This is a genomic window from Abiotrophia defectiva ATCC 49176 (genome assembly GCF_000160075.2).
GTDB classification, from domain to species: Bacteria; Bacillota; Bacilli; order Lactobacillales; family Aerococcaceae; genus Abiotrophia; species Abiotrophia defectiva.
Map to the genome: position 1 here is coordinate 725347 of NZ_KI535340.1, position 24836 is coordinate 750182.

25 protein-coding genes and 1 pseudogene are annotated in these 24836 nt (G+C 45.2%); 8 read left to right on the top strand and 18 right to left on the bottom strand.

Going from position 1 to position 24836, the window contains the following annotated elements; translation table 11 throughout:
* Positions 1 to 113: 113 nt before the first annotated feature.
* The 8 genes from GCWU000182_RS03220 to GCWU000182_RS03255 all read right to left on the bottom strand — a co-directional run bounded on the left by GCWU000182_RS03220 (position 114) and on the right by GCWU000182_RS03255 (position 8536).
* Positions 114 to 986 carry a hypothetical protein gene (locus tag GCWU000182_RS03220; RefSeq protein WP_035363985.1) on the bottom strand — a complete coding sequence of 291 codons (873 nt, stop codon included), beginning with the start codon at positions 984 to 986 and terminating at the stop codon, positions 114 to 116.
* Between the two features lie 219 nt (positions 987 to 1205).
* Positions 1206 to 2183, bottom strand: coding sequence for a hypothetical protein (locus GCWU000182_RS03225; protein ID WP_023391318.1), 978 nt, complete (start codon positions 2181 to 2183; stop codon positions 1206 to 1208).
* A gap of 30 nt (positions 2184 to 2213) precedes the next feature.
* Complete coding sequence (locus GCWU000182_RS03230) at positions 2214 to 3209, bottom strand: ribose-phosphate diphosphokinase (protein ID WP_023391319.1); 996 nt, start codon at positions 3207 to 3209, stop codon at positions 2214 to 2216.
* 18 nt (positions 3210 to 3227) lie between these two features.
* A complete protein-coding gene (gene glmU, locus GCWU000182_RS03235; protein ID WP_023391320.1) occupies positions 3228 to 4598 on the bottom strand; it encodes a bifunctional UDP-N-acetylglucosamine diphosphorylase/glucosamine-1-phosphate N-acetyltransferase GlmU in 1371 nt (456 codons plus the stop codon).
* A gap of 126 nt (positions 4599 to 4724) precedes the next feature.
* Positions 4725 to 5600: a pur operon repressor gene (gene purR / locus GCWU000182_RS03240; RefSeq protein WP_023391321.1), complete on the bottom strand. Its 876-nt coding sequence runs from the start codon at positions 5598 to 5600 to the stop codon at positions 4725 to 4727.
* Positions 5601 to 5896: 296 nt separating this feature from the next.
* The gene (locus tag GCWU000182_RS03245) at positions 5897 to 6718 is read right to left on the bottom strand and encodes a metal ABC transporter permease (RefSeq protein WP_023391322.1); all 822 of its coding nucleotides are present in this window, start codon (positions 6716 to 6718) and stop codon (positions 5897 to 5899) included.
* Complete coding sequence (locus tag GCWU000182_RS03250) at positions 6676 to 7371, bottom strand: metal ABC transporter ATP-binding protein (RefSeq protein WP_023391323.1); 696 nt, start codon at positions 7369 to 7371, stop codon at positions 6676 to 6678. Before GCWU000182_RS03250 ends, GCWU000182_RS03245 begins: the two co-directional genes overlap by 43 nt.
* 193 nt (positions 7372 to 7564) lie before the next feature.
* Positions 7565 to 8536, bottom strand: a complete 972-nt coding sequence (locus tag GCWU000182_RS03255) for a metal ABC transporter solute-binding protein, Zn/Mn family (protein ID WP_023391324.1) — start codon at positions 8534 to 8536, stop codon at positions 7565 to 7567.
* 194 nt (positions 8537 to 8730) lie between these two features.
* On the opposite strand from GCWU000182_RS03255, the gene GCWU000182_RS03260 reads away from it, so the two are divergent.
* On the top strand, positions 8731 to 9663 hold the full coding sequence (locus GCWU000182_RS03260; RefSeq protein ID WP_023391325.1) for an ABC transporter ATP-binding protein: 933 nt from the start codon (positions 8731 to 8733) through the stop codon (positions 9661 to 9663).
* A gap of 1 nt (position 9664) precedes the next feature.
* Complete coding sequence (locus GCWU000182_RS03265; RefSeq protein ID WP_023391326.1) at positions 9665 to 10480, top strand: ABC transporter permease; 816 nt, start codon at positions 9665 to 9667, stop codon at positions 10478 to 10480.
* Between the two features lie 266 nt (positions 10481 to 10746).
* Here the strand turns inward: GCWU000182_RS03265 and GCWU000182_RS03270 are convergent, their stop codons facing one another.
* The 8 genes from GCWU000182_RS03270 to GCWU000182_RS10150 form a co-directional block, all read right to left on the bottom strand.
* Positions 10747 to 12051 carry an RNA polymerase factor sigma-54 gene (locus GCWU000182_RS03270; protein ID WP_023391327.1) on the bottom strand — a complete coding sequence of 435 codons (1305 nt, stop codon included), beginning with the start codon at positions 12049 to 12051 and terminating at the stop codon, positions 10747 to 10749.
* Between the two features lie 134 nt (positions 12052 to 12185).
* Complete coding sequence (ybaK, locus tag GCWU000182_RS03275; protein ID WP_023391328.1) at positions 12186 to 12659, bottom strand: Cys-tRNA(Pro) deacylase; 474 nt, start codon at positions 12657 to 12659, stop codon at positions 12186 to 12188.
* Between the two features lie 33 nt (positions 12660 to 12692).
* Entirely contained in the window at positions 12693 to 13970 is a 1278-nt protein-coding gene (locus tag GCWU000182_RS03280; RefSeq protein WP_035363988.1) for a UDP-N-acetylglucosamine 1-carboxyvinyltransferase, read from the bottom strand.
* 176 nt (positions 13971 to 14146) lie between these two features.
* Positions 14147 to 15166 (bottom strand): MetQ/NlpA family ABC transporter substrate-binding protein, encoded by a 1020-nt coding sequence (locus GCWU000182_RS03285; protein ID WP_023391330.1) that lies wholly within the window; start codon positions 15164 to 15166, stop codon positions 14147 to 14149.
* Between the two features lie 112 nt (positions 15167 to 15278).
* Positions 15279 to 15629, bottom strand: coding sequence for a hypothetical protein (locus GCWU000182_RS03290; protein WP_023391331.1), 351 nt, complete (start codon positions 15627 to 15629; stop codon positions 15279 to 15281).
* Positions 15630 to 15775: 146 nt separating this feature from the next.
* Positions 15776 to 16621 carry an AraC family transcriptional regulator gene (locus tag GCWU000182_RS03295; protein WP_023391332.1) on the bottom strand — a complete coding sequence of 282 codons (846 nt, stop codon included), beginning with the start codon at positions 16619 to 16621 and terminating at the stop codon, positions 15776 to 15778.
* Between the two features lie 73 nt (positions 16622 to 16694).
* Positions 16695 to 18404 carry an MFS transporter gene (locus tag GCWU000182_RS03300; RefSeq protein WP_023391333.1) on the bottom strand — a complete coding sequence of 570 codons (1710 nt, stop codon included), beginning with the start codon at positions 18402 to 18404 and terminating at the stop codon, positions 16695 to 16697.
* A gap of 71 nt (positions 18405 to 18475) precedes the next feature.
* Positions 18476 to 18631, bottom strand: a complete 156-nt coding sequence (locus tag GCWU000182_RS10150) for a hypothetical protein (RefSeq protein WP_023391334.1) — start codon at positions 18629 to 18631, stop codon at positions 18476 to 18478.
* A gap of 250 nt (positions 18632 to 18881) precedes the next feature.
* Here GCWU000182_RS10150 and GCWU000182_RS03305 point away from each other — a divergent pair, with 250 nt between their 5' ends.
* From GCWU000182_RS03305 to GCWU000182_RS09770, 6 genes and pseudogenes are all read left to right on the top strand, one after another.
* On the top strand, positions 18882 to 19490 hold the full coding sequence (locus GCWU000182_RS03305; RefSeq protein WP_035363990.1) for a TetR/AcrR family transcriptional regulator: 609 nt from the start codon (positions 18882 to 18884) through the stop codon (positions 19488 to 19490).
* Positions 19491 to 19494: 4 nt separating this feature from the next.
* Entirely contained in the window at positions 19495 to 20382 is an 888-nt protein-coding gene (locus GCWU000182_RS03310; RefSeq protein WP_023391336.1) for an ABC transporter ATP-binding protein, read from the top strand.
* Positions 20379 to 21173 carry an ABC transporter permease subunit gene (locus GCWU000182_RS03315; protein ID WP_023391337.1) on the top strand — a complete coding sequence of 265 codons (795 nt, stop codon included), beginning with the start codon at positions 20379 to 20381 and terminating at the stop codon, positions 21171 to 21173. The genes GCWU000182_RS03310 and GCWU000182_RS03315 overlap by 4 nt, the downstream gene beginning before the upstream one ends.
* Positions 21174 to 21455: 282 nt before the next feature.
* A complete protein-coding gene (locus GCWU000182_RS03320; protein WP_023391338.1) occupies positions 21456 to 21971 on the top strand; it encodes a hypothetical protein in 516 nt (171 codons plus the stop codon).
* A gap of 463 nt (positions 21972 to 22434) precedes the next feature.
* Entirely contained in the window at positions 22435 to 23250 is an 816-nt protein-coding gene (locus GCWU000182_RS03330; protein WP_023391340.1) for an endonuclease/exonuclease/phosphatase family protein, read from the top strand.
* Between the two features lie 333 nt (positions 23251 to 23583).
* Positions 23584 to 23862 (top strand): annotated as a pseudogene (locus tag GCWU000182_RS09770) (tyrosine-type recombinase/integrase); the annotation flags it as partial.
* A 106-nt stretch (positions 23863 to 23968) separates the two neighbouring features.
* Here the strand turns inward: GCWU000182_RS09770 and rpsI are convergent.
* Complete coding sequence (rpsI, locus tag GCWU000182_RS03340; protein WP_035363993.1) at positions 23969 to 24361, bottom strand: 30S ribosomal protein S9; 393 nt, start codon at positions 24359 to 24361, stop codon at positions 23969 to 23971.
* Between the two features lie 13 nt (positions 24362 to 24374).
* Entirely contained in the window at positions 24375 to 24818 is a 444-nt protein-coding gene (gene rplM, locus GCWU000182_RS03345; RefSeq protein ID WP_083316312.1) for a 50S ribosomal protein L13, read from the bottom strand.
* Between the last annotated feature and the right edge of the window lie 18 nt (positions 24819 to 24836).

Sequence of the window (24836 nt, forward strand, 5' to 3'; positions counted from 1 at the left end):
TCAAGTCTTTACACACAAAAAGTTAGACAAAAGTAGAATTTCTTTCGTTTTTTCTTTTTCTGCAGTCAAAAAGCCATTAAAAAAAGCACCCCTAAGGGTGCTTTTTTTACGGATTAGTGGTTTTCTAATTCGATTGGTTGGTTGTAGTCTTTAGCTTCTAAGTTAGCTTGTACAGATACTTTACCTGGTGCGCCTTGAGCTGATTGAGCTGGTAAGAAGTCAGCAGGGTTCAAGTTTACATCAAGCGTTACCTTAGATACTAAGAAAGTAGATTTGTTGTAACGAACTTCTACTTTAGGGTTTGATGCAAAGAATTTTTCCATGGTTTCTGCACTGAAGAGCTTGTCGTAGGTTGCTTTTTGTTGATCAGATACAGATTGACCGTTCGCTTCTGCTTGTTTCAAGACTTGGTCTTTAACGCGAGCGAAGGTTTCTTTGTTATCTTCGAAGAATTTCTTCCCGTCGATCCCTTGTTTGAGGGCGTAAACATAGTCTTCGCCGTCTTCCTTCACTTCGAAGTATTGACCTAAAGTAGCTTCTTGTTCAGGAGTTAAGTCCTTGTAAGCTGCTTGCAAGCCGTTTTGGATAGCAGTCTTGAATTGGTTACGTTGAGCAGAGAAGTCTGCCTTAGTCCATTCTTTATCACCAGTTTGAGTTGATAAGGTATCATCTTTCACTTGGAAAGCTTGTTTTTGAGCGTTTGGAGACAATTGGCTCGCAACTTCAATTTTACCTTCACCTTGAACGTTTTCTACGTCTAATTCAGTTTCAAAGTTCACGTTAGCAACGTTTACTTTAGTCCCGTTTTGGTCAAAAGCAACAGCTAAGTCACCTTTCAATTCTACAGACTTCACAGTCTTCAAAGCTGCATCTGCTTTGCTGAAGAGTTCATTCAAACCTACAGCGTGAGCAGTAGTAGCAGGGGTAGTAGCGAATACAGTAGCAGCAACAGCTGTTACAGCAAAAAATTTCTTGATGGATTTCATCATCATTCTCCTTTTCGTAAAAGATTTTACTTGTCCCTATTATAACGCGCTCAGCTTAAATTACAACCAAAAGCCCTCGATTTCACATAAATTTCATACTTTAGGCCGAGAAAAAGCCCATTATTCCGAACAAATCCTAGGCTCTAAAGCAGGAAAAGTTCGCCCTTGGCTAGCGCCCCACCAAAAAAGCAGCCCCTTGGGGCTGCAAAAAAATTGTCCTTATTCAGAAGCAGAACTTGATTCACTGTCTTGGCTTAATTCAGGCAAGCGACTTGAATCAGACTCCAAGCTAGGTAGTTTTTCTTCCGGCACTGTAATCTCACGGCTCTCGTTGAAGCCATCAAAGCTCATTTCTACATTGTAGTAGAAGGTGTAGAGTCCTAATTTTTCAACTTCTTTGCTGTCTAAGAAGTCAGTGAAACGTAGCGTTACTTCCATCTTGTAAGATGTTACTAAGTAGCTATCCTTAGCAAAATGAACTTCGTAAACTGGTTTACTTTCTAAGAACTTGCTTAAGGTTTCCGCACTGTAGAAACGTTCAATTTGTGCCTTGTAGCTTGGTGAAACCTTTTCGCCACGTGCCTCCATCTCTTCATAGATTTCTTGCTTAAATTGATCCAAGGCAGCCTTGTTATCGTCGAAGAGCTTCTTAGCATCAATATCATCACGCAGACTAAGCACATATTCACTATCTGTTTCAGTCAGTTTGAAAATTTGCTTGATTAAGTCATCGTGTTGAGCTAAAGCCTTAACGACTTCGTCTTTGGCCGGGAAGTTGAAGCCTTCACGCTCGATTGACTTCTTAAGGTCAGCTTTTTGCTTGCTAGCATCTTCCACTTGTGCATACTCATCATCCAATTGATAGAAGGCTTGGTTGTCCTTAATACCCCAACGCACTTGGCGGAATTGTGGTAAGAAGATTGAGTCAATCACTAGCTTAAGATCGCCGTTAAGGTTTGGAATATCAACATAACCATCAATCTCAACTTGACCTAGGTCCATATGTTGGGTCTGACGGTCAATGGCTGCCTTTAAGGTCCCTTGAGCATGGAGATTATTCAGGCCACGGTAAGCTTCGTAGCTACGACCTAAGAGTTCAGAGATGGCTAGATCTTCCGCTTGTACTTTAGGTAAAGAGACGAAGATCAGGGTCAAGGCCATCACAAGAGCGGCCATTTTCTTGAAGAATTGTTTCATGGGGTTCTTCCTTTCTAGACTGGAATAGGATTAGTCTTCTTTGCTTAAATCTTCCAACTTGAATTTTTCTTGGAAGAGTGGACTTACTGAACGGTTTTCGTGGATACGCTTGATAGCTTCCCCGACTAAGGTGCCGACAGAAATCGTTTGGAGTTTGTCTAAGTGGCGACCTTCTGGTTGTTGAATAGAGTCGGTCACGATAACTTCTCTGATATCAGATTCATCTAGGCGATCAACCGCTGGACCAGATAGGACAGCGTGGGTACAGCAAGCATAGACGGAATCTGCGCCCTTATCGAGGAGAGCGGCTGCCGCTAAGGTAATAGTCCCAGCAGTATCAATCATGTCATCGATAATGATACATTTCTTGCCTGCGACATCCCCGATAATGTTCATGACTTCAGAGACGTTAGGACGTGGACGGCGTTTGTCGATGATGGCAATTGGTGACTTGAGGAAGTCGGCCAATTTGCGGGCCCGTACTACCCCACCGTGGTCAGGAGAAACGACCACGACATCCTCGCCGAAGAGGCCTTTTTCTAAGAAGTAGTCAGCCAAGAGCGGCACCCCAATTAAGTGGTCCACTGGAATATCAAAGAAGCCTTGAATTTGCGGTGCATGCAAGTCTAAGGTTAAGACACGGTCTGCCCCAGCAATAGTAATCATGTTAGCAACTAATTTAGCGGTAATTGGTTCACGCGACTGAGCCTTACGTTCTTGACGCGCATAGCCGTAATAAGGCATGACCACGTTAATGGTCTTGGCACTTGCCCGACGCAAAGCATCAATCATGATCAAGAGTTCCATCAAGTTGTCGTTGACTGGGTCAGAAGTCGATTGCACGATGTAGACGTGCGCCCCCCGAATACTTTCTTCCACGTTGACCTTGACTTCACCGTCTGAAAAACGTGAAATGCTAATTTTCCCTAATTCTAGACCAACTGCCTCCGCAATCTTCTCTGCCAAAGGACGGTTTGAACTCAAAGAGAAAATCTTCAACTTCGGATCTTTATAATGTTTACCCACAATGGTTCCTCCTAAAAATTACTTTTTGCTAAATTTTTGCCAATAGTTGGGAATGTTATCTTGCTTGACGCGGGAAATGGCCAAGGCTTGATCTGGCACATCGTGTGTCACAGTTGTACCCGCTGCAATAAAGGTTTGGTCGCCAATCTTGACTGGTGACACGATGTTGGCATTACAGCCGATAAAGGCTTGGTCACCTACAGTTGAACGGTGCTTCTTCTTGCCGTCATAGTTGACGAAGATGGTGCCGCAACCGATATTGATATCACGACCTAGGTCAGCATCGCCAATATAGGTTAGGTGGCCTGACTTGACGCCTGCCCCTAAGGTAGAGTTCTTGACTTCGACGAAGTTGCCGATATGAACATCTTGACCTAGGTGGCTATTTGGCCGCAGGTGAGCGAATGGCCCGACGGTTGCGCCAGTAGCGACAGTTGAAGATTCGATAACGGATTGGGTCACAGAGACACCGTCTGCCAACTGACTGTCATGGATTTCCGTATTGGCCCCAATTTGACACTGAGCCCCAATGCGGGTTTGACCCTTAAGGCTAACATTGGCTTCCAGAACAGTATCTGGACCAATAACCACATCGGCTTCAATGTAGGTTGAAGCTGGATCAATCATGGTCACGCCTTGGCGCATATGATATTCATTAATACGACGGCGCATAGATTGGGTCGCTTCTGCTAGTGCTACTCGGTCGTTAACCCCAATGGCTTCGGTCTCATCTGCCATGACATAGGCAGCCACCGTCCGTTCTGCTTGACGGGCCAGGGCAATGACATCCGGCAAGTAATATTCGCCTTGGGCGTTATCGTTGCCCACACGTTTGAGACAATCAAACAATAATTGATTGTCGAAGACATAGGTCCCGGTGTTGAATTCACGAATCAGCGCCTCTTGCTCTGTAGCATCCTTCTGTTCCACAATCTTCAGAACTTGACCCTCAGCGTCACGAACAATCCGTCCGTATCCTGTCGCATCTTCGGTAACAGCGGTCAAAATGGTTGCCCCTGCCCCTTGAGCTTGGTGATAGTCAAAAAGGGCCGATAAAGTCTCAGCAGTCAAGAGTGGCGTGTCACCACAAATCACCAGGGTGCTGCCCGCTAAATGTCCCAAAGCACTTTCTGCCTGTAGGACTGCGTGACCTGTCCCTAGTTGTTCTGCCTGTAAGGCATAGCTAGACTTATCGCCCAAGTAGGCTTGTACAGCTTCCGCTCCATGCCCCACGATGGTGACGATTTGGTTGACGCCACTGGCTTCAACTGCTCGCACCACATGGGCCACCATAGGCAAACCACACACTGGGTGTAGGACCTTGTAGAGGGAGGATTTCATTCGTGTTCCCTTCCCTGCAGCTAGAATGACTGCCATCCGATTCTCCATTCATCATACTCCTTTACTTACTACGTACGACATGGCACGTTAATTTCGTAATCTACCGATACTATTATACCGATTTCAGGCGCAGATATCCAATCGAATTATCATTTTTTATCAATTTGTCATTTTCTAGTGGAGGGAAGTAGTGAAAGGCTCAAAGGCCTGGTCTTGGAAGAAGCTACCAGGTTCCGTATAGAGCTCAAAATGCTCGATTTCTGGGTTATAGACCATTTGAATTTTCATCAAGGACTCGTGAGGTGGTAATTTTTGCTTCTCTTGGTCCGTATTTTCAGCAAAGACACAGACACCGGCTAGCTGGCACTCAAATTCTTCCAACATGGACAGGAGGCCAAAGATTGTCCCACCATTACGGAGGAAGTCATCCACCACTAAGACCTTGCTCTTAGGCGCTAGGGCTAGTTTGGATAATTCCATCTTGTTGACCGTTTGTAGGGAGCCGGATAGGTAGCTAATGGAAATGGTTGATCCTTCAGCGTCACGTGAGTCACGGCGCACTACTACGTGAGGGACATTGAGATAGCGGGCAACAGCGACGGCCAAGCCAATTCCCTTGGTCTCGATAGTCATCACAGCATCCACGCCACTCTGTTGATAGCGCGAAGCAATGAGCTTACCTAGACGGTTTAGGATGTCTGAGTCTTGCAAGACATCGCCCATATAAATATAGTTACCTGGCAAGACCCGTTTGCCTGACTGCATTTTCTTAGCCACGCGTTGGAAGAGGTCCTTCAAATCACGGTCTTGAATCGTCGGGTAGAAGATAATACCACCAGATACCCCAGCCACAGTGCGAATGTCCCCCAGGTCATTCTCTTGAAAGACATCGCGAACAAAATTGATGTCTTCACTGATTGAGGACTTGGCAGAATCAAAGTAATCTGCAAAGAAGGACAAGGTGACTAGCTGATTGGGATGTTCCATTAAATACTGGCAGATGAATACAATTCGATGATTGCGTTTAAATTTCTTGGCTTCTACACCCATGATTCACAACTCCTTTTTGGTTTAACTTTATTATATCAGAAACTAGAACGTTTTCCATAGTTGTTTTTCACAATATTCGTCTTTCTGATTTTTTTACCACCGAAAGGTCTAGACATGGTCATGGCCTAACTATTAGTATCTTTATGTGAAAGACGGTAAGAGACAGGCAATTCCACTTGCTTTTTGCCCGCAATATGTAAGGCGCTTGTATATCATTAATTATTACATAATTGTTTTATCTTTTGTACAAATAAAAAGCAGCCGAGTCAAGGACTCAGCCGCTTTTCCTGCCTAGATTAAGCTCTACTCCGCCACCAGCTAAGCAGGCCTTGGACCAGAGAAATCACGACAAATAAGATAACAAAGCCTAGGGTAATGGAAGCCCCTGGCGGTGTATTCAGATGGTAAGAGGCCATCAAACCAGCGATAATTCCTACCACATTAATGACAAAACCAATCAAAATGGTCTGTCTGAAGCTTGAAGATAGCTTAATGGCAGTGGCGGCCGGAATTACAATGAGGGCAGATACCAGTAAGGCCCCCACAATCGGCATCATAACACTAATGGCGACCCCTGTCACCACGGACAGCAGAATGGACATGAACTTGACAGGTAGGCCCGCCGTATGTGCCGTCGCTTCATCAAAACTCATCACATAGAGGGGGCGACGGAAGAGCAGATAGAGGGCTAGGACAATGCCCGCTAGGACCGCCAAGAGAATTACTTCTTGAGGCGAAATCAAAATAATGGAACCGAAAAGGAACTGTTCAATCTTAAAGTTAGAGGCATTACGGTTTAGATTCATAAGCACCAAGGCCACCGACATACCACCCGCCATCATAATGGCGACCGACACTTCGGAGAAGTCCCGGTAGATAAGCCGCAAGTATTCTAACAAGACGGAGGCCACAATGACGACTAGCAGGGTGGTTACGGTCGGGCTGACTCGTAGAATCATCCCCAAGGCTACCCCCGCTAAGGAAATATGGGACAAGGTATCGGCCATCATGGATTGGCGCTTCAGAATCAGCAGGAGGCCGATAATGGGCGTGATGCAGGAAATAGCCAAACCGGCTAGGAGTGCGCGTTGGATGAAGTCAAGCTGAAACATCTCCATGGGGTTCCCTCCTCTCTCACTAGTCGAATTTCTCGGGTATAGAAACCTTCAATTTCTTGGTCGGCATGAGTCACCATGAGGATGGACTTGCCGTGATGTTTACAGGCATGACGCAAGAGTCGGTAGAAGGCCCGCCGGGACTCAATATCCATACCGGTGGTTGGCTCATCTAAGACGAAGAAGTCCGGATCAGTGGCGAAGACCCGCGCTAGGCAGATACGTTGCTTCTGACCGCCTGACAATTCTCCGATTTTCTTATGGCGCAAATGGCTCATGCCGACAGCCGATAGGGCCCGATCCACATGTTCCTTGTCATGGGCATCTAGGCGCTTGAACCAACGCCCTTTTGGATAACGACCGGACTCGACAAACTCCTGAACCCGGCTAGGGAAGCCAGCATTAAAAGAGTTGACGTTCTGTGGCACATAGCCAATAGACAAGGGCTTGCCTAGGGCATTAGTCTTGGCAATCGTGACCGTTCCTGATGCTGGCTTAAGTAGGCCTAAGATATTCTTCAAGAGGGTGGACTTGGCCGCCCCATTTTCCCCGGTCAGAATGACGAACTCGCCGGGGTTGACTTCAAAGTTTACTTCATTAAGAACCTTCTCCCGATCATAGTAGAAGGAGAGGTTTTTGACACTGACTAGGGTCATGACTTGCCTCCTTGGCAGATAATTTGCTGGCTATAAATGTCCCTCCTGCTAAGTGGGACGCAAAAGATCGCGTTGCAATTAATTGGATAGTAATTGCTACACTTGGCTTCTCCTATTATAGACCACTCAGGACAAAAAATGCAAGCAGTGGCCAGTGCCACCGCTTGCTTGAGGTGTCTTAATCTTAACTAGCTTACTTGGTTAAGTTAGCTAGGTTTTCACGCATGAGGCTAAAGTAGTCAGCACCAGCCGCAATTTCTTCTGCGCTGACAGTCTCCAAGGTACGCAATGGACGGAGCTCAGCACCTGTTGCAGATGCTACGGTCTTGGCAATGGCATCATCCAAGGATGGGTCAACGAAGATGACCTTGGTCTTGTGTTCCTTAACAAATTCTTGCATCTTAGCTAGGGCAGCCGCACTTGGTTCTGCCGTAGAAGAGATACCCGTAATAGCATGTTGTTCTAAGCCATAAGCGTGGGCTAGGTAGCCAAAGGCAGCATGTTGCACCACAAAGTTCTTGTCGCTTAACTTAGCGGTTGCATCCTTAAATTCTTGGTCTAATTTCTTAAGGTCTTCTGTTAAGCTAGCAGCGTTGGCTTCATAGGTGGACGCATTTTCAGGGTCCAAGGCCACCAAAGCCTTCTTGACATTTTCAGCTTGCTTAGCGTAAGTCATTGGGTCCATCCATGTGTGTGGGTCAAATTCATGGTGATGGCCTTCTTCGCCCTCTTCATGATGCTCTTCCCCAGATTCCGCTTCGTGATCGTGGTCGTGGTCTTCATGATCTTCGTGGTCGGCATCGCCCTTGAGGAGTTCAATGCCTTCGGTAGTCTTTTGAACTTTAGTCTTGTCAGTATCCAAGAGTTTGGTTAAGTCTTCAACAAAATGCTCCATCTCATCATCTTGGTAGATGAAGAGGTCGCTTGTTTGAACCTTGGCTGCGTCGCGGGCACTCATTTCGTAGTCATGGGCATCTTGGTTGCCTTCTAAGAGCATGGAAACCTCTGCCTTATCCCCGGCAATGCGTTGAGCTAAATAGTAAACTGGATAGAAGGTGGTCATAACCTTCTTCTTGCCAGCCGCTGAGACAGGGCTTGCCAATGGTGCCAATAAGCCAAGTACTAATACTAGGCTTGCTAAAAGTGCAGATAATTTACGTTTCATTAAATCTTCCTCCTATGAAAATATGTAATGGTTACTTTTTCCACAGTTTATTATACGCCTTTCTGCCTGGATGTCAACCGTAATCTTTATCTTTTTGGCTCGGCAACACCCGTCCGCTACCCGTCTGGCTTGGAATCAAGAGGCATCCTTGCTATACTATAGATAGCGATTCCCTTTAAGAAAGGAAGATTTACATGACCGAATCCGTCTTAGAGTCTGTCTTGGAAGTAAGCCAGCTAACTAAGATTTATAAGAAGCAACGGGCTCTAGATTCCTTCGACCTCTCCGTCTCGCGCGGCGAAATCGTCGGTATTATTGGACCTAACGGGGCTGGTAAATCCACCCTGCTACGTAGCATCGTGGGCCTAACCCCTGCATCTGAGAAGAACATTCAGCTCTTTGGCTCGGTAGACTACGAGGCCCTCTTGACCAACCGCCACTTCGTCGGCGCCTTGATTGAGGCCCCTGCCTTCGTCGATAACATGAGCGCTAAGGAGAATATGATTCATTATGCCCTGCAACGCAAGGTCAAAGACCGCAACACCCGTATCAACGAAGTGTTGGCCTTGGTTGGCTTAGACAAGACCGGCAATAAGAAAGTCAAGAACTTCTCCCTGGGGATGAAGCAACGTTTGGCCATTGCCTTAACCCTCTTACATGATCCCGACCTCTTGATTCTAGACGAGCCTATTAACGGTTTGGACCCTGCCGGGATTATCCATGTGCGGGAGCTACTCTTGAAACTCAACCGGGAAAAGAACATGACCATCTTGATTTCTTCCCATATCCTGTCGGAATTGGAGCACTTGGCAAGTCGCTTTGTCTTCGTTAACAAGGGCCGCAAGGTGGCCGACATTAGCTCTCAAGAACTCGCCCATCAAGCTAGCACCTATTATCAGGTCCAAACTACCGACAATGACAAGGCCCTTGACTTCCTAAGCCAATGGCTGGGCCAAGATAAGGTGGCGGCAGATGGTAAAGAGCTAATTGCCATCTATGACTTAGAAGTGCCCCTACCTGAAATTGCCAAACGCCTAGTAAATGAAGGCTTCGAACTTCTCTTCCTGGGTAGCCACAAGAATGACCTCGAATCCGTCTTCTTGAATCTTACAGAAGGAGGCAACTAAGATGTTCCAGCTATTACGCGCAGAATTCTATCAAATCCGTCATCGGGTGGCGCCTTTTACTATGCTACTGCTCAGCTTTTTGGCGACACTCGGTATTGCCTATCTGGCTACTACCATGCTTTTCGCCGGACTAATGACTAATAAAATCACTGAACTCCAAAAGGGGCTTGTGGGTAGCCAAGTTTTGAGCTTCTATATCCTTGGCCTTAAGGAAATACCCCTACTTCTTTGTTTCGTGGCTCAAATCCTGACCTTTAATAACGAGACCAAGAACCGGACCTTGATTAACACCATCAGTTATGGCCACCGCCGTCGCACTGTTGTCCTCAGCAAGATTCTGGTAGGACTCTTCTACCTCCTACTGGCTTTATGCTTGGGCCTAGTTGCTCTCGTAATCGGGAGCAGCATGTCGGGAGCTACTTTCAAAAGCAATGAAATCCTCGAATTTTTCACCAACTATTTGATTCCTAGCATCCCTCTCTTCCTAGGATACATCGCCCTCTTAAGCATCCCTGCCTTCCTCTTCGCTGGCCAGGGCCCACTGATTTTTACTTATCTCCTGCTCACTTTCATTAACCCAATCTTAAGCGGAGCCTATACCTTCTTAACCACTAATCGCGATAGCATGGGGCATGTGGTTCAGAAATTCATGAGTGCGAATGAGGCTTTTGCCTTCTTCTTCACCTTCCTAAAAGTAGGCCAGCCTCTGACCTGGGGCAACCTAAACTTCGATTTGACGCCAATCGTGGCCTCGGCCTACTTCCTACTCTTCTTCTGGATTGCAGTCAAACTCTTCAACCGTGCAGAAGTTAAATAGTAGCTTAGTAAAAATCCCCCGGACTCCTTGATGGAAGCCGGGGGATAATTTTGTCTAAAAATGCGATGTTTTCAAAATCGCGTTTTCAAGCATAAATTTAAGCGTACATCCTATTTAGACGTTGGTTGTGGCACAAGCTATCACTTTCTTGTTGCATCAGGATTTTTAGGCGAGTTGTGGTTAACCACAACTCGCCCAAAAATCTTGCTTTTCAATTTAACATAAAACACCCGCTCTAGCGTCAAGGCTAGAGCGGGTGTTTTCTTCTAATGGCCCAGTGCTTGGCGGTAGTTACGCACCATGAAAGGACTAATCATAATCTTACGTTCTTCTAGGCGTTCCACTAGCTCCTCATCGCTTAAGTCAGCTGGCGCATCATGTAGAATCTCATGGATGACTTGCTTAATCTTCTCAGCAGAGAAACCATCGCGGCCTTCCCGCGTTGCCACCGTGATAAAGTCCGTCATAGGTAGGACATATTGGCCGAAGCCTATGTTCTTATTAGACACCAAGAGGTTGACAACTGGTTCAGGCAAGCCCGTAATCTCTGCTACTTGCTTGAGCAAGAGGGGCACCTTGGCATCCGAAATTTGGCTGAAGTAATCATGTTGAACCGCCGCAATGGCTTGCGCGACTTTCAGAATTAATTGCTCCCGCACTCGCAAGTTGCGAGCTAGACGATCATACATGAGTTTCTGCGGCTTGGAAAAGGCCACCACTTCAGGCTCTTGAGTCGCTAACATCTCTTGATAGTAAGGCTCATTGAAGATTAATTTTGGATAGTAGTGGGCGTTATAACGCACCTTCATGCCTTCCTGGTCTTGGAGAACCGTCACATCATCTAATAGATGGTCCTCTTCTTCCACTTGGAAGAGGTCGGCTGGACTGGTCCGCAAGGTTTGATAGTAGCTGACACAGGCCAGGACATCTGCTAGTGCTAAGCCAGTCGCGGCTACGATGGCTTGATAATCTTCTGCCTTGAGTTGGTCGAAATATTCTTCTAAGAGGTAGTAGGCCACATTAGGTGCATGCGCATCTTGCTCGGTCTGCAGCATTAAGCATTCGCGCATGTCATAGGCCCCAATCCCGGCAGGTTCCAATTGTTGGAAGAGGGTAATGGCATCTAAGGCAATGATGGGTTCGATGCCTAATTGTTTGGCCACTTCCTGGTAGCTATATGGCAGATAGCCTTGAGGATTTAATAAATCAATCAGGCGAACCATGGCGTCCCGAATAATGGTATGACGGTACATCATAATCTGCTCGAAGAGAAACATAGGCAGATTACGCGGCGCTTCCGGCATCTGCGGATCCACCCCAATAATGGCACTGTGTTCTTGTAGGGTAACCGATGCTTGCTGGGGCTTGGTCTTAGGATAGTCTAGTTCAATAAAGGGATTTTCTAGAATTTCATCTTCTAGGAAATAAGTAAGTTGGGCCGCACTCAAACCGAGCATTTGCCACAATTGACTATCCCCTTCAATGGTTTCAATAGGAATACTTTCAAATTCGCTTTGCCCATTAGCTTGAATGACGGTCACCACGTGTTGTTGCTTGTTTAAGTCTGACATGTTGACCCCTCCTGCTATGTATACGTTTTCTTAATTCTATTATAACGCAAGACGCCCCTTGCGTCTATGCTAAAGCAAGGTTTTTTTGAAAATCAAAAGCAGCCAGCCCCTGAGGACTGGCTGTTTGCTATCACTTATTCAATTAAATCATCCGCGCTCAGAGCTAGGACTGAAGCCAGATCCCGAACGTCTAGCTCTAACTGCAGGCCAATCTTGCCGGCCGAAACCATAATCGAGGGATGGTCCCAGGCGCTAGCATGAACATGAGTCGGGAAGGTCTTCTTCATGCCTAGCGGAGAACAACCGCCATGAACATAACCCGTTAGGGGCAAGAGGTCGCGTTCTTTAATCATGGCGATATGCTTCTCACCTACGGCACGCGCGGCCTTCTTCAAATCCAGGCTGGCTACCACCGGAATGACAAAGACATAATGGCCACCTGATTTCCCCACCGTCACCAGGGTTTTGAAAACCTGGTCAGGCTTCTGGCCCAAGGCCTCTGCTACTTCCAAGCCCGATAAGGCGCCGGTCGAACTGTAATCCCGTACTTGATAGGTCACCTTGTGTTGGTCGAGTAGCCGCATGGCATTGGTTTTATGTATTTTCATGGCGAATAGCCTCCTCTAAACAGCAAAAGGCCCTTAGGCCTCTTGCATCTCGCTTACTTCAATCATTTCAATATCGGCACCCAAATCGCGCAGCTTGCCTACGATATTAGAGTAGCCACGTAAGATATGGTCGACGCCAGTAATCTCGGTGACGCCGTCCGCCAACAAGCCGGCAATGACTAGGCAGGCACCTGCCCGCAGGTCGCTGGCCTTGACTTGTGCCCCGCTCAGCTGAGCTGGCCCATTGACCCGAATCATGGCCCCTTCGACCTTGATATCGGCCCCCATACGGTTGAGTTCTGGAATATGTTTGACACGGGCTGGGTAGATGGTGTCGATGATGGTCCCGTTACCTGCCGCAATAGCCAAGAGTGGCGTCAGCGGTTGTTGCAAGTCAGTGGCAAAGCCTGGATAAGGCTGGGTCTTGACACTGACCATGCGGAGATTAGGACTTGGATGTACGTAGATGGAATCTTCGCCAATCTCCAATTGAGCGCCCATTTCTTCAATCTTAGCAATGAAACCTTCGATGTGTTCGAAAATGACGTTATTGACGCGGACCCCTTGGCCAGCTGCCACAGCAGCCGTAATATAGGTCCCGGCTTCAATCCGGTCCGGAATAATGGTGTGGGTGCAGCCATGCAGGTGCTCCACGCCTTCTACCCGGATGACGCTAGTCCCGGCACCGCGAATCTTAGCCCCCATCTTGTTAAGGAGGTTAACGACATCAATAATTTCCGGTTCACGAGCGGCATTCTCAATAATGGTCTTGCCCTTGGCCTTCACGGCTGCCAAGATACAGTTGATGGTTGCCCCAACACTAACCACGTCCATGTAGATACGCGCCCCAACAAGGCCTTCTTGGTCGGTCGTCAGAGTCACAACGCCAAAGTCGTCCTCTACCTTAGCCCCTAAGGAACGGAAGGCCTTGAGGTGTTGGTCGATTGGACGAGGGCCTAAGAAGCAGCCCCCTGGCAAGCCAATGACCCCTTCACCAAAGCGCGACAAGGTCGCCCCCATAAAGTAATAAGAGGCACGTAGGCTCTGAATTTTCCCGCTTGGCATGGGGATAGATTTAATATCAGTTGGATCGATGGTTAAGACATTATCCTTGAAAGTAGCCTTAACATTGAAATCTTCTAAAATCTCGATTAAGGAATAGACGTCTGCAATATCAGGTACACCTTCTAAGACGACTTCCGAATCCGCTAGAATGGCGGCTGGAATTAAGGCAACTGTGGAATTTTTGGCCCCATTAATGGTAATTTCACCTGTGAGGGGCTTACCTCCGCGGATGACTAATTTCTTCATTATATAAAACTCCCTAATTTCAGTCTCTATTGATTCATTGTGTATCACTTATAGTTTACCATAAGTCGCCCCAAATATACATAGCAAATGATTGGCTGAGGACTTTTGTTGGCATAGGTGCTAAGTCAATGAAAAAAGCCACTACCTAGTCTGGTAGTGACTTCAATGAGTCATGCTTATTGTGGCATGGTCTGTTCAGTTTGTGGCATTGGATTAGCAGCAGGCGCCCCTTCAGATGCGGCATCAGCTGGTGCTGCTTCTGGTGCGCTACTTTCCTCGCTTGAAGAAGCAGAGCTGGAAGCGGCTTGCATACCTGGCAATTCTGCATCTGGATGCTTCTCTAGGTATTCCTTGACTAAGTCCCAAGCAGGAATTAAGCCCCCCTCAGAGATTTCCGTAATTTTCTTAGCCACGTCTTCTTCTTGGAAGAGTTGTACGATGCGTTGGTAGAGCTTGTTATCCTTGTCTTCCTTACGCACCGCGAAAATGTTGGTCCGCTTGAGGTTCAAGGTGTCGGCCTTATCGCCGTATATGTAGATGGCATCGGTTGGCTTAAATTCTGTTGCCTTGAGGAAGGAATCTTGGATAATGCCTGCATCCACATCTGGCATAGAAGTTGGAATTTGCGCTGCATCTAATTCCACTAATTCAATGCCCTTAGGATTGTCAGCAATGTCATCCTTGGTAGGACTTTCCATGTCTGGATCCTTCAGGGTGAAGAGTTTAGCGTCAGTCGCTAAGACTTTGATAGCATAAGCTGAACCCACTGGGTCAGATGAGATGGCAATCTTGGCTTTTTCTGGCAGTTCGTCCAAGGACTTGTACTTGCTAGAGTAGAGACGTAATGGCACCGCGAAAGTGTAGCCAATGTTTTGGAGTTCGGCATTGTGAGCCTTGTTCCAGTCATCCAAGAATACTTGGTGTTGGAAGGCGTTCATATCAATATCGCCATCCAATAAAGCCGTGTTAGGCGTATTGTAGTCGTTCAATTCAGTGACCTCTAAGGTAATCCCTTCCTTGGCAGCTTTCTCCGCTACATAGGTCATGATATCCTTCATGGTTGAACCGACAACCCCTATTTTGACGGTCTTGCCTTCGAATTCATTTTGGGCATGCACAGGTGTCGCAGATAAGCTTGTGAAAGCTAAACCTAAGGCCGCGAGCCCGGCGCCGATTTTGCGTAATAAGTTAGACATTATAATGCTCCCTTCTATCTTGAAATGTCAACATGAATAGTATACCACGATTGTTAAAAAAAGAAAGAGGGAGCGCACTTGCTTCCCTCTTCCAATTCAATTTTTTTGCAGTTTAGGATTGACGTCCGTAAACAAAATAAAGATAGATAAAACCAATCAAGCCAATTGGTACGGCCAAGAGCCAGATAATGAAAAAGCGGACAACCTTCCAGGCCAGCATTAAGAGGCCACTGATGAAGAAGACATTGTCGCCTACAATGAAGTCAACTAGACTCTCATAGACAAACATGGCAAAGGGATAAAGCAAGGCACAAGGCAGTAAAATCAGCAGTTTAGCATCGAATCTCCCAACTTGGCTGACGGATGTAAAGACGAAGAAGGCGTAAAAAGCAAAACCAAATAAATAATGGCGGATTAACCAATCACGATTGAGGGATTGAAACATATTCTTCAGTCTATCCATAGGGAATCACCTCTCTATTTTAATGATGCTTCCTATTATAGTCCACTTGCCGGCTCCTGTCCAAAATGCACAGGCGCTCACAAAATAAGTCGTAAAAAAACGGGCGCCTGCTAACAGTCCACCCGTCTGTTACAATCTGTCCTGGCTTAATCGACTTTGACAATCGGCACCCAGAGTTCCATACGATAGTCTTGCGCCCCCATATTGCCTTCACCATAAACCTCGAAGTCAGGTGCGCCCGAATGTTGGAAACCTTGCTCAGGGAAGAAGACTTCCATGAGGTAGCGCCAACCCGCATGGATACAGTCTGGCACTGGCCCATTCAACTCAACCACCGCATATTCAGCGGCTGCCACCTCCAAGATATCGAGCCCCATAGCCTCAGCCTTAGCCCGGTCAGTCACCTCATAACCGGCCATATAGTTGAGACGCTCTGGCGTGTCAATGTCGTGGCAGACACCTAAGCTTTGGCCCCTACCTAGGCTGGCTAAGTCCTCATGGGAGAATTTGCTGTAGAGGTCTTGCCAGACCTGAGGGCACTGGCTGTTGGGGATATGGTTGGCATTGAGCCCCGCCACAGTCAAGGCAGGCTTCTGTTGGATATTGATTTTCATACTATCTCCTCCTTGCAGGGTCAGCCGTAGCTGTAGTCGCCCGACTAGGCGCAAGGGCGCACCCTGTCTAATTTGTGTCGGAGTTGCCCCATGGAATTTCTTGAAAGCTGCCCCGAAGGCATCGGCTGATTCATAGCCATATTGGATGGCAATGTCGATGATTCGGGCCTCAGATTGGCGCAGGGCCAGCGCTGCCTCTGTTAAGCGACGTTCCCGCAAATACTCTGACAGTGACGTCCCTGTCAGCATGGAGAAGAGCCGGCTGAACATGGCATAAGGATAACCTGACAATCGCGCCACCCGCAACTCATCCAGCTCCCCGTCCAGGGTAGACTCCAAATAATCTAGCGTCCGGTTAAAAGCTTCCATCATATTCATCTTGGTAACCTCCTGACAAGTTGAGTATAGCTTAAAAGAAAGGGAGATGTCCTAGAATTGGGGGGCGAGAAATCTAGGGTGCTATTTCAGGCTCAAATTCTACAATGCCACTGTGAACTGTTAAATCCGGCATGATAACTATGACCTTGCATTTATTAGGCTGATTCACTTTTTCAACTGAGACTTTTATATCCTTCGGAAGCGCCTCGCTATTTTCTAATAGATGAATTGGGTTGATTTTATCTAGGTAGGCTATACTTAGGCCAACCTTTTCTTTAAATATAGGCTTTTCTACTTCCTTAACACCGCGATAAATACTGCCATATAGCATAAACATCAAACCATCCTTTTTAACTGCATGCGTTCCTCCATAATAAAAGTACTTCACTACTCTGCGCGAAAAATACCAAAAAAATCCCGCAACAATCAGACTCACCACGATAATCGTGTAATTCTTATCAATTATCCGCAAAATCGGAGAACACTGGTTCCTACGAATGTACTCAAACAACCATAAAAATCCTTGAATTAATTCTATACATACATATGCCATAAATACCAAAATAGAAGTACTTACCTTGATTTTAAATAAATTTACTTCTATTCGAATCTTGCCTTTTTCCGTGAGATTAACTAAATAATTCGGCACCTCTCCTCCATTGTACAGTATCCAAAATTGCTTCGTTAACAAAATTTCCCAGACACCAACAAAAGCCGTGATGCCTGCCCATATATTTAGCGCAAAAACAAATGCTAACACAATTATACACAGAATTACCATCCAGATTGGGCTTTTAATAATTCTAATAAAAACACTTAATATTCCTACAAGACAATAGATATTTAATACATAAGGCATCCAATTTAAGCCATGAACTACAAGGGCCCCACATATATATATTGCTATGTTCCCAATCACACATAAAATCATAAAGTAGAAAATATCTACAGCAAATTGCTGACTCCAATCATTTGAACTTTGTAAAAGAATATCCCATCTTTCGCTCAAGCTCGCATCTTTTCTAGCTTTAAATCTTCTTTTATCTCTATTTACCCATCGGTACCAACCTAACCACACCATAAAAACCAGATATAGAATAAACACCATTATAGACACTATAATCATGACAATATCTTGCCATCCGTAATTGTTAGAGTTTGTATAAATATTTATAATTAGTCCCCGCAAACTACAACAACTTATAATAAAAATACTTAATAAGACGAACATATCAAAAAGCCATATACATTTTATGCGTTTTCCCTCATTGCTATCAGCTTGTAGATTTAGAATTTTTTTTAAATTCAACGTGTCACTGTCGGGATTAAATTCGTAAACAATTTCAACTTTATTATCTTTGGTTTCACTAATCGTGTGCCATGGATTATCTAATACATCTTTTCTAAGACGTCTTAGCTGAGATTTTTCGCATACTGTCTTCTGTTTTTGATTACTTTTACAAGATATATAATTCACTACTTTCTTTAAAATATCTCGCTCATGTTTTTGTGTGTCTTTCAACTCGCATTTGTCTATTTGTTCAATATATTCTTCTGATTTAGTATAATGCACTATATCCTCAAGTATTACTATATCCTGAACACTATCGTAGATATAGCATATTGCCCAACCCTCTGTTTTATCTTTTTCTATTAGAAGCAGTAAGCACTCTTCGCTATTTTCATCCTTTCGAACTGCATCTTTAATATTTTGTTCATATTCCTCCAATTTAAAGCTTTCAATTTTATCTTTAAGGTTCTCTGATGGAATAATTTTCGTCATTTTAATCCCCCTCTACATTATTAAGGCTCCGTTAATAAGTTTGACGTCCCACTCACAGCCTATTCCCATAACTATCCTTTGCCTCGGCCCCATTTTTCAATCACAGCGGGTGTCAACCCCTCCCGCTCAATGATTTCTAAGGCCGCCACTGCCTTGACTGCTTGCTGGTAGGGCAGGCCTTCTACCAAGCCAAGAATGTCTTCTGGAATCTTGTAATGTGCGTCCATGACACGCACCTCCTTTTTCCCATTATATCATATATGATATAATGGGAAAATCGCTTTCACTAGCTAAATCCCTTATTTATCAAGATTCCCTTCATTTTGTTATCATCTCACCACGTAATTTCACCCACCTTGCACCCTATCTACTAGTAGAACTAGTAGATAGGGTACACAAGTTTCTGACCCCCTTCTCAAAAACGGTCAACGGGTCTATAATGAAGTTAACTTCTTAATGAAAGGAGCCAAGAAAGCAATGAATCCTAAATTTTATGACCTGCCCCAAGCCAAGCAGGAGGCCATTATCCAAGCCGGCTTCCGGGTCTTCGGCCAGCACACCTATAAGAAGGCGCCCATGAGCGCCATTGCTGACGCGGCGGGAATTTCCAAACCCTTGCTTTTTCATTATTTCCATAATAAAAAGGAACTTTACTTCTTCCTCTTCGACCTCTTAGTTCAGCAGACCGATGATTTCCTAAAAGAAGGAGGCTGCTATGAGACCCTGGATTTCTTCGAGCTCTTCAAGAGCGTGACCCAGACCAAGGCGCACCTAGCCCGGCTCAATCCCGATTGGCTGGCCTTTAGCCTTAAGACCTACTACGAGCAGGATCCCGAGATTATGCCAGAATTGGCCCAACGCATGAAACAAGTCAAGGCGAAACAGGTCCAGCTCATGGACAAGCTAGATATGAGCTGCTTTCGGCCCGATATCGACTTTCAGCTCATGTATAAGGATATGACCTGGGCCGCCCAGGGTTATCTCTGGGAGCATGTCCAGCGAGGGTCCGTTGATCCCGAAACCATCGAGGCGGAATTCAACCAACTGATTGACTTCTGGAAGTCTCTCTATCTTAGAAAGGAGTGATCCCATGTACGCTATTCAAACGCAACAACTGACCAAATCCTACGGCAAGCACCGAGGCATCGACAAGCTTAACTTGACCGTCCAGCAAGGCGAACTCTTTGGCTTTATCGGGCCTAACGGAGCCGGCAAATCCACCACTATCCGCACCCTGCTGGGGCTGATTAAGCCTACCAGCGGCAGTGCCCAGGTCCTGGGCTTAGAAGTCGGCCGCCAACAAGGCCAAATCCTACGCCGAGTAGGCTACCTGCCGTCTGAAACCCAATTCTATGCCGGCATGACCGCCCGCGACCTACTCAAACTATCTGCTGATCTGAGAGGTCTGGACTGCCAGGCCGAATGCCGCCGCCTCAGCGACCGGCTGCAACTTGACCTAGGGATTGCGGCAGACCAGCTATCTCTGGGTAACCGCAAGAAGGTGGGCATTGTAGCTGCCCTCCAGCACCAACCTGACCTCTTGATTCTGGACGAGCCTACTAGTGGTTTGGACCCCCTCATCCAAGAAGAATTCTTCGCCCTCCTAGAGGAACGCCGCCAAGCCGGCGGGACCGTCTTCCTATCCAGCCATGTCCTGTCCGAAGTCCAAAACCACTGCGACCGAGCGGCCATTATCCGCCAAGGGCAAATCGTGGCCACTGAAGATGTCGCCAGCCTTATGCAACACCAAGCCAAACGCGTCAGCCTGTCCGGCCAAGTACCTGGCCTGGCAGACCTAGCAGGCGTCTCCAACTGGCAAGCCAAGGGCAAAGACCAAGCCAGCTTCCTCTATCAAGGAGACCTCAATGCCTTACTAGCCTGTTTGGCAGGCGGCCAAGTCCGCGACTTCAGTCTGGCCGAGCCAAGCCTGGAAGAAATCTTCCGCCACTACTACCAAGAAGGAGGCGATTTGTCATGATTCTATTCCGCCACGAATTACGCCAAGGTTGGCGTAGCTTGATTCTGTGGACAGCGGCCATCGCGGGCTTTATGGCCCTGATTTCCCTGCTCTTCCCTCAAGTTAAGGACCAGATGGCTAGTATCAACGGCCTGATTAGCACCATGGGCGCCTTCTCCGATGCCTTCGGCCTGGGCAAGCTCAACATGGGCAGCTTCATCGGCTTCTATACCGTTGAATGTCAAAGCGTCCTAGGCCTGGGTGGCGCCCTCTATGCCGCCATTCTGGCCAGCAATTCCCTAGCCAAAGAAGAGCAAGCCGGAACCGCCGAATTCCTGCTGACCCATCCCCTCAGTCGGGCTTCGGTTGTCACCAGCAAGGCCTTGGCCCTGGTTAGCCAGCTTCTGATTCTCAACGCGGTGACCCTGGCAGTTGTTCTCTTAAGTCTGACCCTTATGGGTGAGTCTGCGCCTGTGGGGCAACTCCTGCTCTTGCACTTTGCTTATCTGATCTTGCACCTCGAGTTCATCGCCCTCTGTCTGGGTCTGTCGGCCTTGTCCGGCAAACGTCGCGGCACTGGCCTAGGCGCAGGCATCGGTCTGGTACTTGGCTTCTACCTAGCCAACCTAGTCGCCAATATTGCCCCTGGCCTGGGCTTTCTCAAATGGCTCACGCCCTTCGCCTACGTGGACGGCGCCGAAATCATTCCTAATGGTAGCCTAAACCTAGGCTATGTTGGAGTCGGGCTGGCCTTGTCAGCCTGCTCGCTGGGCGTGGCTTATTGGTGGTTTGGGCGGAAGGATGTTGGGTAGTTAAATAGATATAAAGAACCCCAGCAAGCTTATAAGCTTGCTGGGGTTCTTTTTTCATGCATCTTAGTCATTGGTCGCTCCTTTCTAATAGGATTTTACTGGTCATGCACATAGGCACCACCTACCTTTCGAAGTCGCAACCACCGTCTTTACTTCTTTACCGTTATAGTATAACATTTTACGCCCTCTTTTCAATAAAATTATTACCCATAGTTAATTTACGGATTATTATTTTTATGGTATTATGTTTTTAAGGTACAAAACAAAAAAAGGAGGATATTTATGGAATTTCAAGTAAGAGTTTCTAGTGAATGTCTTTATTATCTGTCTCTTCTTGAAGAACTATATTCGAAAGATACTGACGGCAGTCTAACAAAAGGCATTGTTCTAACACGTGCCTTCGAAGAATCTAAGGCAGTTAAGAACTGGTTAGATATATACGAAGATAAACATTCTATTCCGCTAAATACACTTGAATATAATCACGGATATGGTACAAAAATAAAAGCCGAGATTAGTGAATCTACAAATATGGGGATACGAAGCCTAAAACTGGAACTCCCAAAATATCTTCCAACTCGTTCCGTTACAATCGGTGTTACCGTTCGTTTAATCTGTAAAGCAGCTTTACTATTAAACATGTATGATAAGGTAAGTATCCACAAGTCTCGCTCCTTAGAAGATGAATTTCGCCAACTAGAGAATGAATTGAAAAATATTATAGCCCCAGTCAATTATAAAACTTTAGAGACAATATTATTACAAACAAAACAAAACATTAAATCGAGTACAAAATAGTTCTCGATTTTTATTTTTATGTTTTTTAAAAATTTGTACCCAAAACTTATTGACAGCCTTTTCCATGTTTGATATACTTTCATTGTAAATAAGTTTTTGGATTGTGTACCCTAGAAAAGAGGAAATATGCTATCTGTAAAACAAGAAGCACTTGCACGTCTTCCCACACTATGAGGAGGCTGTTAGGAAATTTGAACACGACAAAGGAAAATTTGTCTATCATGTTATTGAAACTGGCGATACATTGGCTTTCCTGTATGTTACTATCCCAACAGATAGTATGTTCGGAGAAAATCTACTTTACGAATGGGAAGAAGAACGTTTAGCTTCTGACAACTCACTAATAGCTTATGTCTATAATCTTCAAAACCCTAGCTATTCAGAGTTTGGTTATATAGGTATTGATACTTTCATGGATAGCGGTGCACTTACTAGAATTTATTAAATCAAAGGAGTTTTTATTATGAAATCAAATATGTCTTTATTGAGTTGGAATATCAGATGTCAAGGGGGTAAATTTCCTATCCATAAAGTTGTCCTAGAAACCACTTTAAAACAAAATAAGGATATAAATATCTTTACAGAGTTTACCAACAATAATTCTCAAGACTTTATTCAAGGTTTATGGAGTAATGGTTATATTCCTTGTGGAAGCGACAAAAGTTACTCTCCTGGTCATAATGATGTTTTGATTGCTATTAAAAAGGAAATTATCTCAGAAAACACCTCTTTAAATATTGATTGGTTTGATGAGTCATTGGATTATCCTAACTTTTTAAAAGTTACTTTAAAAGACGATGATTTAACACTTCACATTATTGGTGTCCGTGTTAGAATTGGCGACGGAGGTATAAAAGATTGTAAATATAGAAAAAAACAAATTGATAACTTACTTAGTTATTTAAAAACGTTAGAAGGTAAAATTATTTTATCAGGTGATTTCAACAATCTTAAACACAATGACTCAGATACCATTGAGACCTACAAGAACAAGAATCTTGTTAGAGAATTTTATAGCTATCCAATTATAAAACAAGAATTTAATAACAACGATTTTACATTGATTACTCCTAAGCATGGAATATCCTGGTATGGAGGACACTTCGTTCAATGCAAGTTAGACCATATTATAGGAAAAAATGTCTACATTTCTAATGAAGAATATGATTGGAGATTTCTAGAATCCGTTGGAAAATACAAAGCAAATGAGAAGAAAACGGACGGCTCTTTTGGACCCGACCATGCAATATTATTAGCAGATATTCTTACAAAGGAGTAATACAATGCTTTTAAACCACAATAAAGAACCCACCATCTCCTTGACTAATCAAAACATTAACTGGATACTTTACTCAAGTATGGTAAAGTATCTAGCTTATATTTTATTAACTGTCAGCATATTCAACCTTTACTCTTACTTTAACATTTGGAATATCATCACATTATTTTTCGCCATTGGATTAGCCTACATCTTTCGAAAATTAGCTAGTTGGATTTATAGAAAGTATCGTTTAAGAGACAATCTTCTTTACTTACTAAGAGCCAATGGTCTTTATTCTGAAAGAAAAGTGAATGATAAAACTGTTATTACCTCATCTGCTATTCTTGGATGGGAACAAAAGGTAATGTCAATAGCCCTCTACATGTTGATTATCTAAACAATAAAATGAACTCTGTAAGGAGGCGTCACCCACGCTTAAAACACGCTACACCGCATAAACTTCGTCATACAGGTGCTACACTTGCCAGACAGGCAGGAATAAGCCTAGAAGCCATTTCTGAGGCTCTGACACATAGTGATACTATCACAACCAAGACCTATGTCAATACTTCAAATGTTGTTCCCCTATCTGCTGGCACTCTCGCCTATCAACACATTCAAAACAAATAGGGTAAATTTATGGCAATTTTTAGGGCAAACTTTTCAAAAATTACACGAAAAAAGCACCCGTAGGGCAAACCTGTGAGTGCTTGAAACGTTGATATAATCGTATTGATTAACGTTTTGAGAATTGGCTAGCTTTACGAGCTTTCTTAAGACCTGGTTTCTTACGTTCAACCATACGTGGGTCACGGGTCAAGAGACCTGCAGCCTTCAGAGCTGGACGGAAGTCAGGATCAACAGTTAAGAGCGCACGTGCGATACCGTGACGGATTGCACCGGATTGGCCGTTGAAGCCACCACCGTTAGCGTTCACCAATACATCGTATTGACCGAGAGTTTCAGTCACTGCGAATGGTTGTTTGATTACTTCGTGTAAGTGAGGGAATGGAATGTATTCTTCCAATGTACGACCATTGACAGTGAATACACCAGTTCCGGGCACTAAACGTACACGAGCAACAGAGTTTTTACGACGACCTGTACCTAAGTATTGTGCTTTAGACAATGTGGTTCCCTCCTTAAATTAATGATTGGATGTCCAATGCTTGAGGTTGTTGAGCAGCATGGTTGTGCTCAGCACCAGCGTAGACATGTAATTTAGTGAATTGACGACGACCTAAGCGGTTGCTTGGTAACATCCCTTTGATAGATTGTTCTACCAAACGAACTGGGTTCTTTTCACGTAATTCACCAGCAGTGATTTGTTTCAAACCACCTGGGTGGCCAGTGTGACGGTAGTAGATCTTGTCGGTTGCTTTCTTACCGGTCAAGGCTACCTTATCAGCATTGACGATTACGACAAAGTCACCCGTGTCAACGTGAGGGGTGTAAGTCGGTTTGTTTTTACCACGTAAAATTGATGCCACTACAGCAGACAAACGACCCAATGGGACATCTGTTGCGTCTACAAGCACCCAGTTACGTTCAACTTCGTTTTTCTTAGCCATGTATGTTGTACGCACGATAGTTTCCTCCAATAT

Bases quoted from the DNA above. Each gene is read 5' to 3' on its own strand.
- GCWU000182_RS03220 (WP_035363985.1), bottom strand. From the start codon at position 986: ATGAAATCCATCAAGAAATTTTTTGCTGTAACAGCTGTTGCTGCTACT.
- GCWU000182_RS03225 (WP_023391318.1), bottom strand. From the start codon at position 2,183: ATGAAACAATTCTTCAAGAAAATGGCCGCTCTTGTGATGGCCTTGACC.
- glmU (WP_023391320.1), bottom strand. From the start codon at position 4,598: ATGGAGAATCGGATGGCAGTCATTCTAGCTGCAGGGAAGGGAACACGA.
- purR (WP_023391321.1), bottom strand. From the start codon at position 5,600: ATGGGTGTAGAAGCCAAGAAATTTAAACGCAATCATCGAATTGTATTC.
- GCWU000182_RS03245 (WP_023391322.1), bottom strand. From the start codon at position 6,718: ATGGAGATGTTTCAGCTTGACTTCATCCAACGCGCACTCCTAGCCGGT.
- GCWU000182_RS03250 (WP_023391323.1), bottom strand. From the start codon at position 7,371: ATGACCCTAGTCAGTGTCAAAAACCTCTCCTTCTACTATGATCGGGAG.
- GCWU000182_RS03255 (WP_023391324.1), bottom strand. From the start codon at position 8,536: ATGAAACGTAAATTATCTGCACTTTTAGCAAGCCTAGTATTAGTACTT.
- GCWU000182_RS03260 (WP_023391325.1), top strand. From the start codon at position 8,731: ATGACCGAATCCGTCTTAGAGTCTGTCTTGGAAGTAAGCCAGCTAACT.
- GCWU000182_RS03265 (WP_023391326.1), top strand. From the start codon at position 9,665: ATGTTCCAGCTATTACGCGCAGAATTCTATCAAATCCGTCATCGGGTG.
- GCWU000182_RS03270 (WP_023391327.1), bottom strand. From the start codon at position 12,051: ATGTCAGACTTAAACAAGCAACAACACGTGGTGACCGTCATTCAAGCT.
- ybaK (WP_023391328.1), bottom strand. From the start codon at position 12,659: ATGAAAATACATAAAACCAATGCCATGCGGCTACTCGACCAACACAAG.
- GCWU000182_RS03280 (WP_035363988.1), bottom strand. From the start codon at position 13,970: ATGAAGAAATTAGTCATCCGCGGAGGTAAGCCCCTCACAGGTGAAATT.
- GCWU000182_RS03285 (WP_023391330.1), bottom strand. From the start codon at position 15,166: ATGTCTAACTTATTACGCAAAATCGGCGCCGGGCTCGCGGCCTTAGGT.
- GCWU000182_RS03290 (WP_023391331.1), bottom strand. From the start codon at position 15,629: ATGGATAGACTGAAGAATATGTTTCAATCCCTCAATCGTGATTGGTTA.
- GCWU000182_RS03295 (WP_023391332.1), bottom strand. From the start codon at position 16,621: ATGAATATGATGGAAGCTTTTAACCGGACGCTAGATTATTTGGAGTCT.
- GCWU000182_RS03300 (WP_023391333.1), bottom strand. From the start codon at position 18,404: ATGACGAAAATTATTCCATCAGAGAACCTTAAAGATAAAATTGAAAGC.
- GCWU000182_RS10150 (WP_023391334.1), bottom strand. From the start codon at position 18,631: ATGGACGCACATTACAAGATTCCAGAAGACATTCTTGGCTTGGTAGAA.
- GCWU000182_RS03305 (WP_035363990.1), top strand. From the start codon at position 18,882: ATGAATCCTAAATTTTATGACCTGCCCCAAGCCAAGCAGGAGGCCATT.
- GCWU000182_RS03310 (WP_023391336.1), top strand. From the start codon at position 19,495: ATGTACGCTATTCAAACGCAACAACTGACCAAATCCTACGGCAAGCAC.
- GCWU000182_RS03315 (WP_023391337.1), top strand. From the start codon at position 20,379: ATGATTCTATTCCGCCACGAATTACGCCAAGGTTGGCGTAGCTTGATT.
- GCWU000182_RS03320 (WP_023391338.1), top strand. From the start codon at position 21,456: ATGGAATTTCAAGTAAGAGTTTCTAGTGAATGTCTTTATTATCTGTCT.
- GCWU000182_RS03330 (WP_023391340.1), top strand. From the start codon at position 22,435: ATGAAATCAAATATGTCTTTATTGAGTTGGAATATCAGATGTCAAGGG.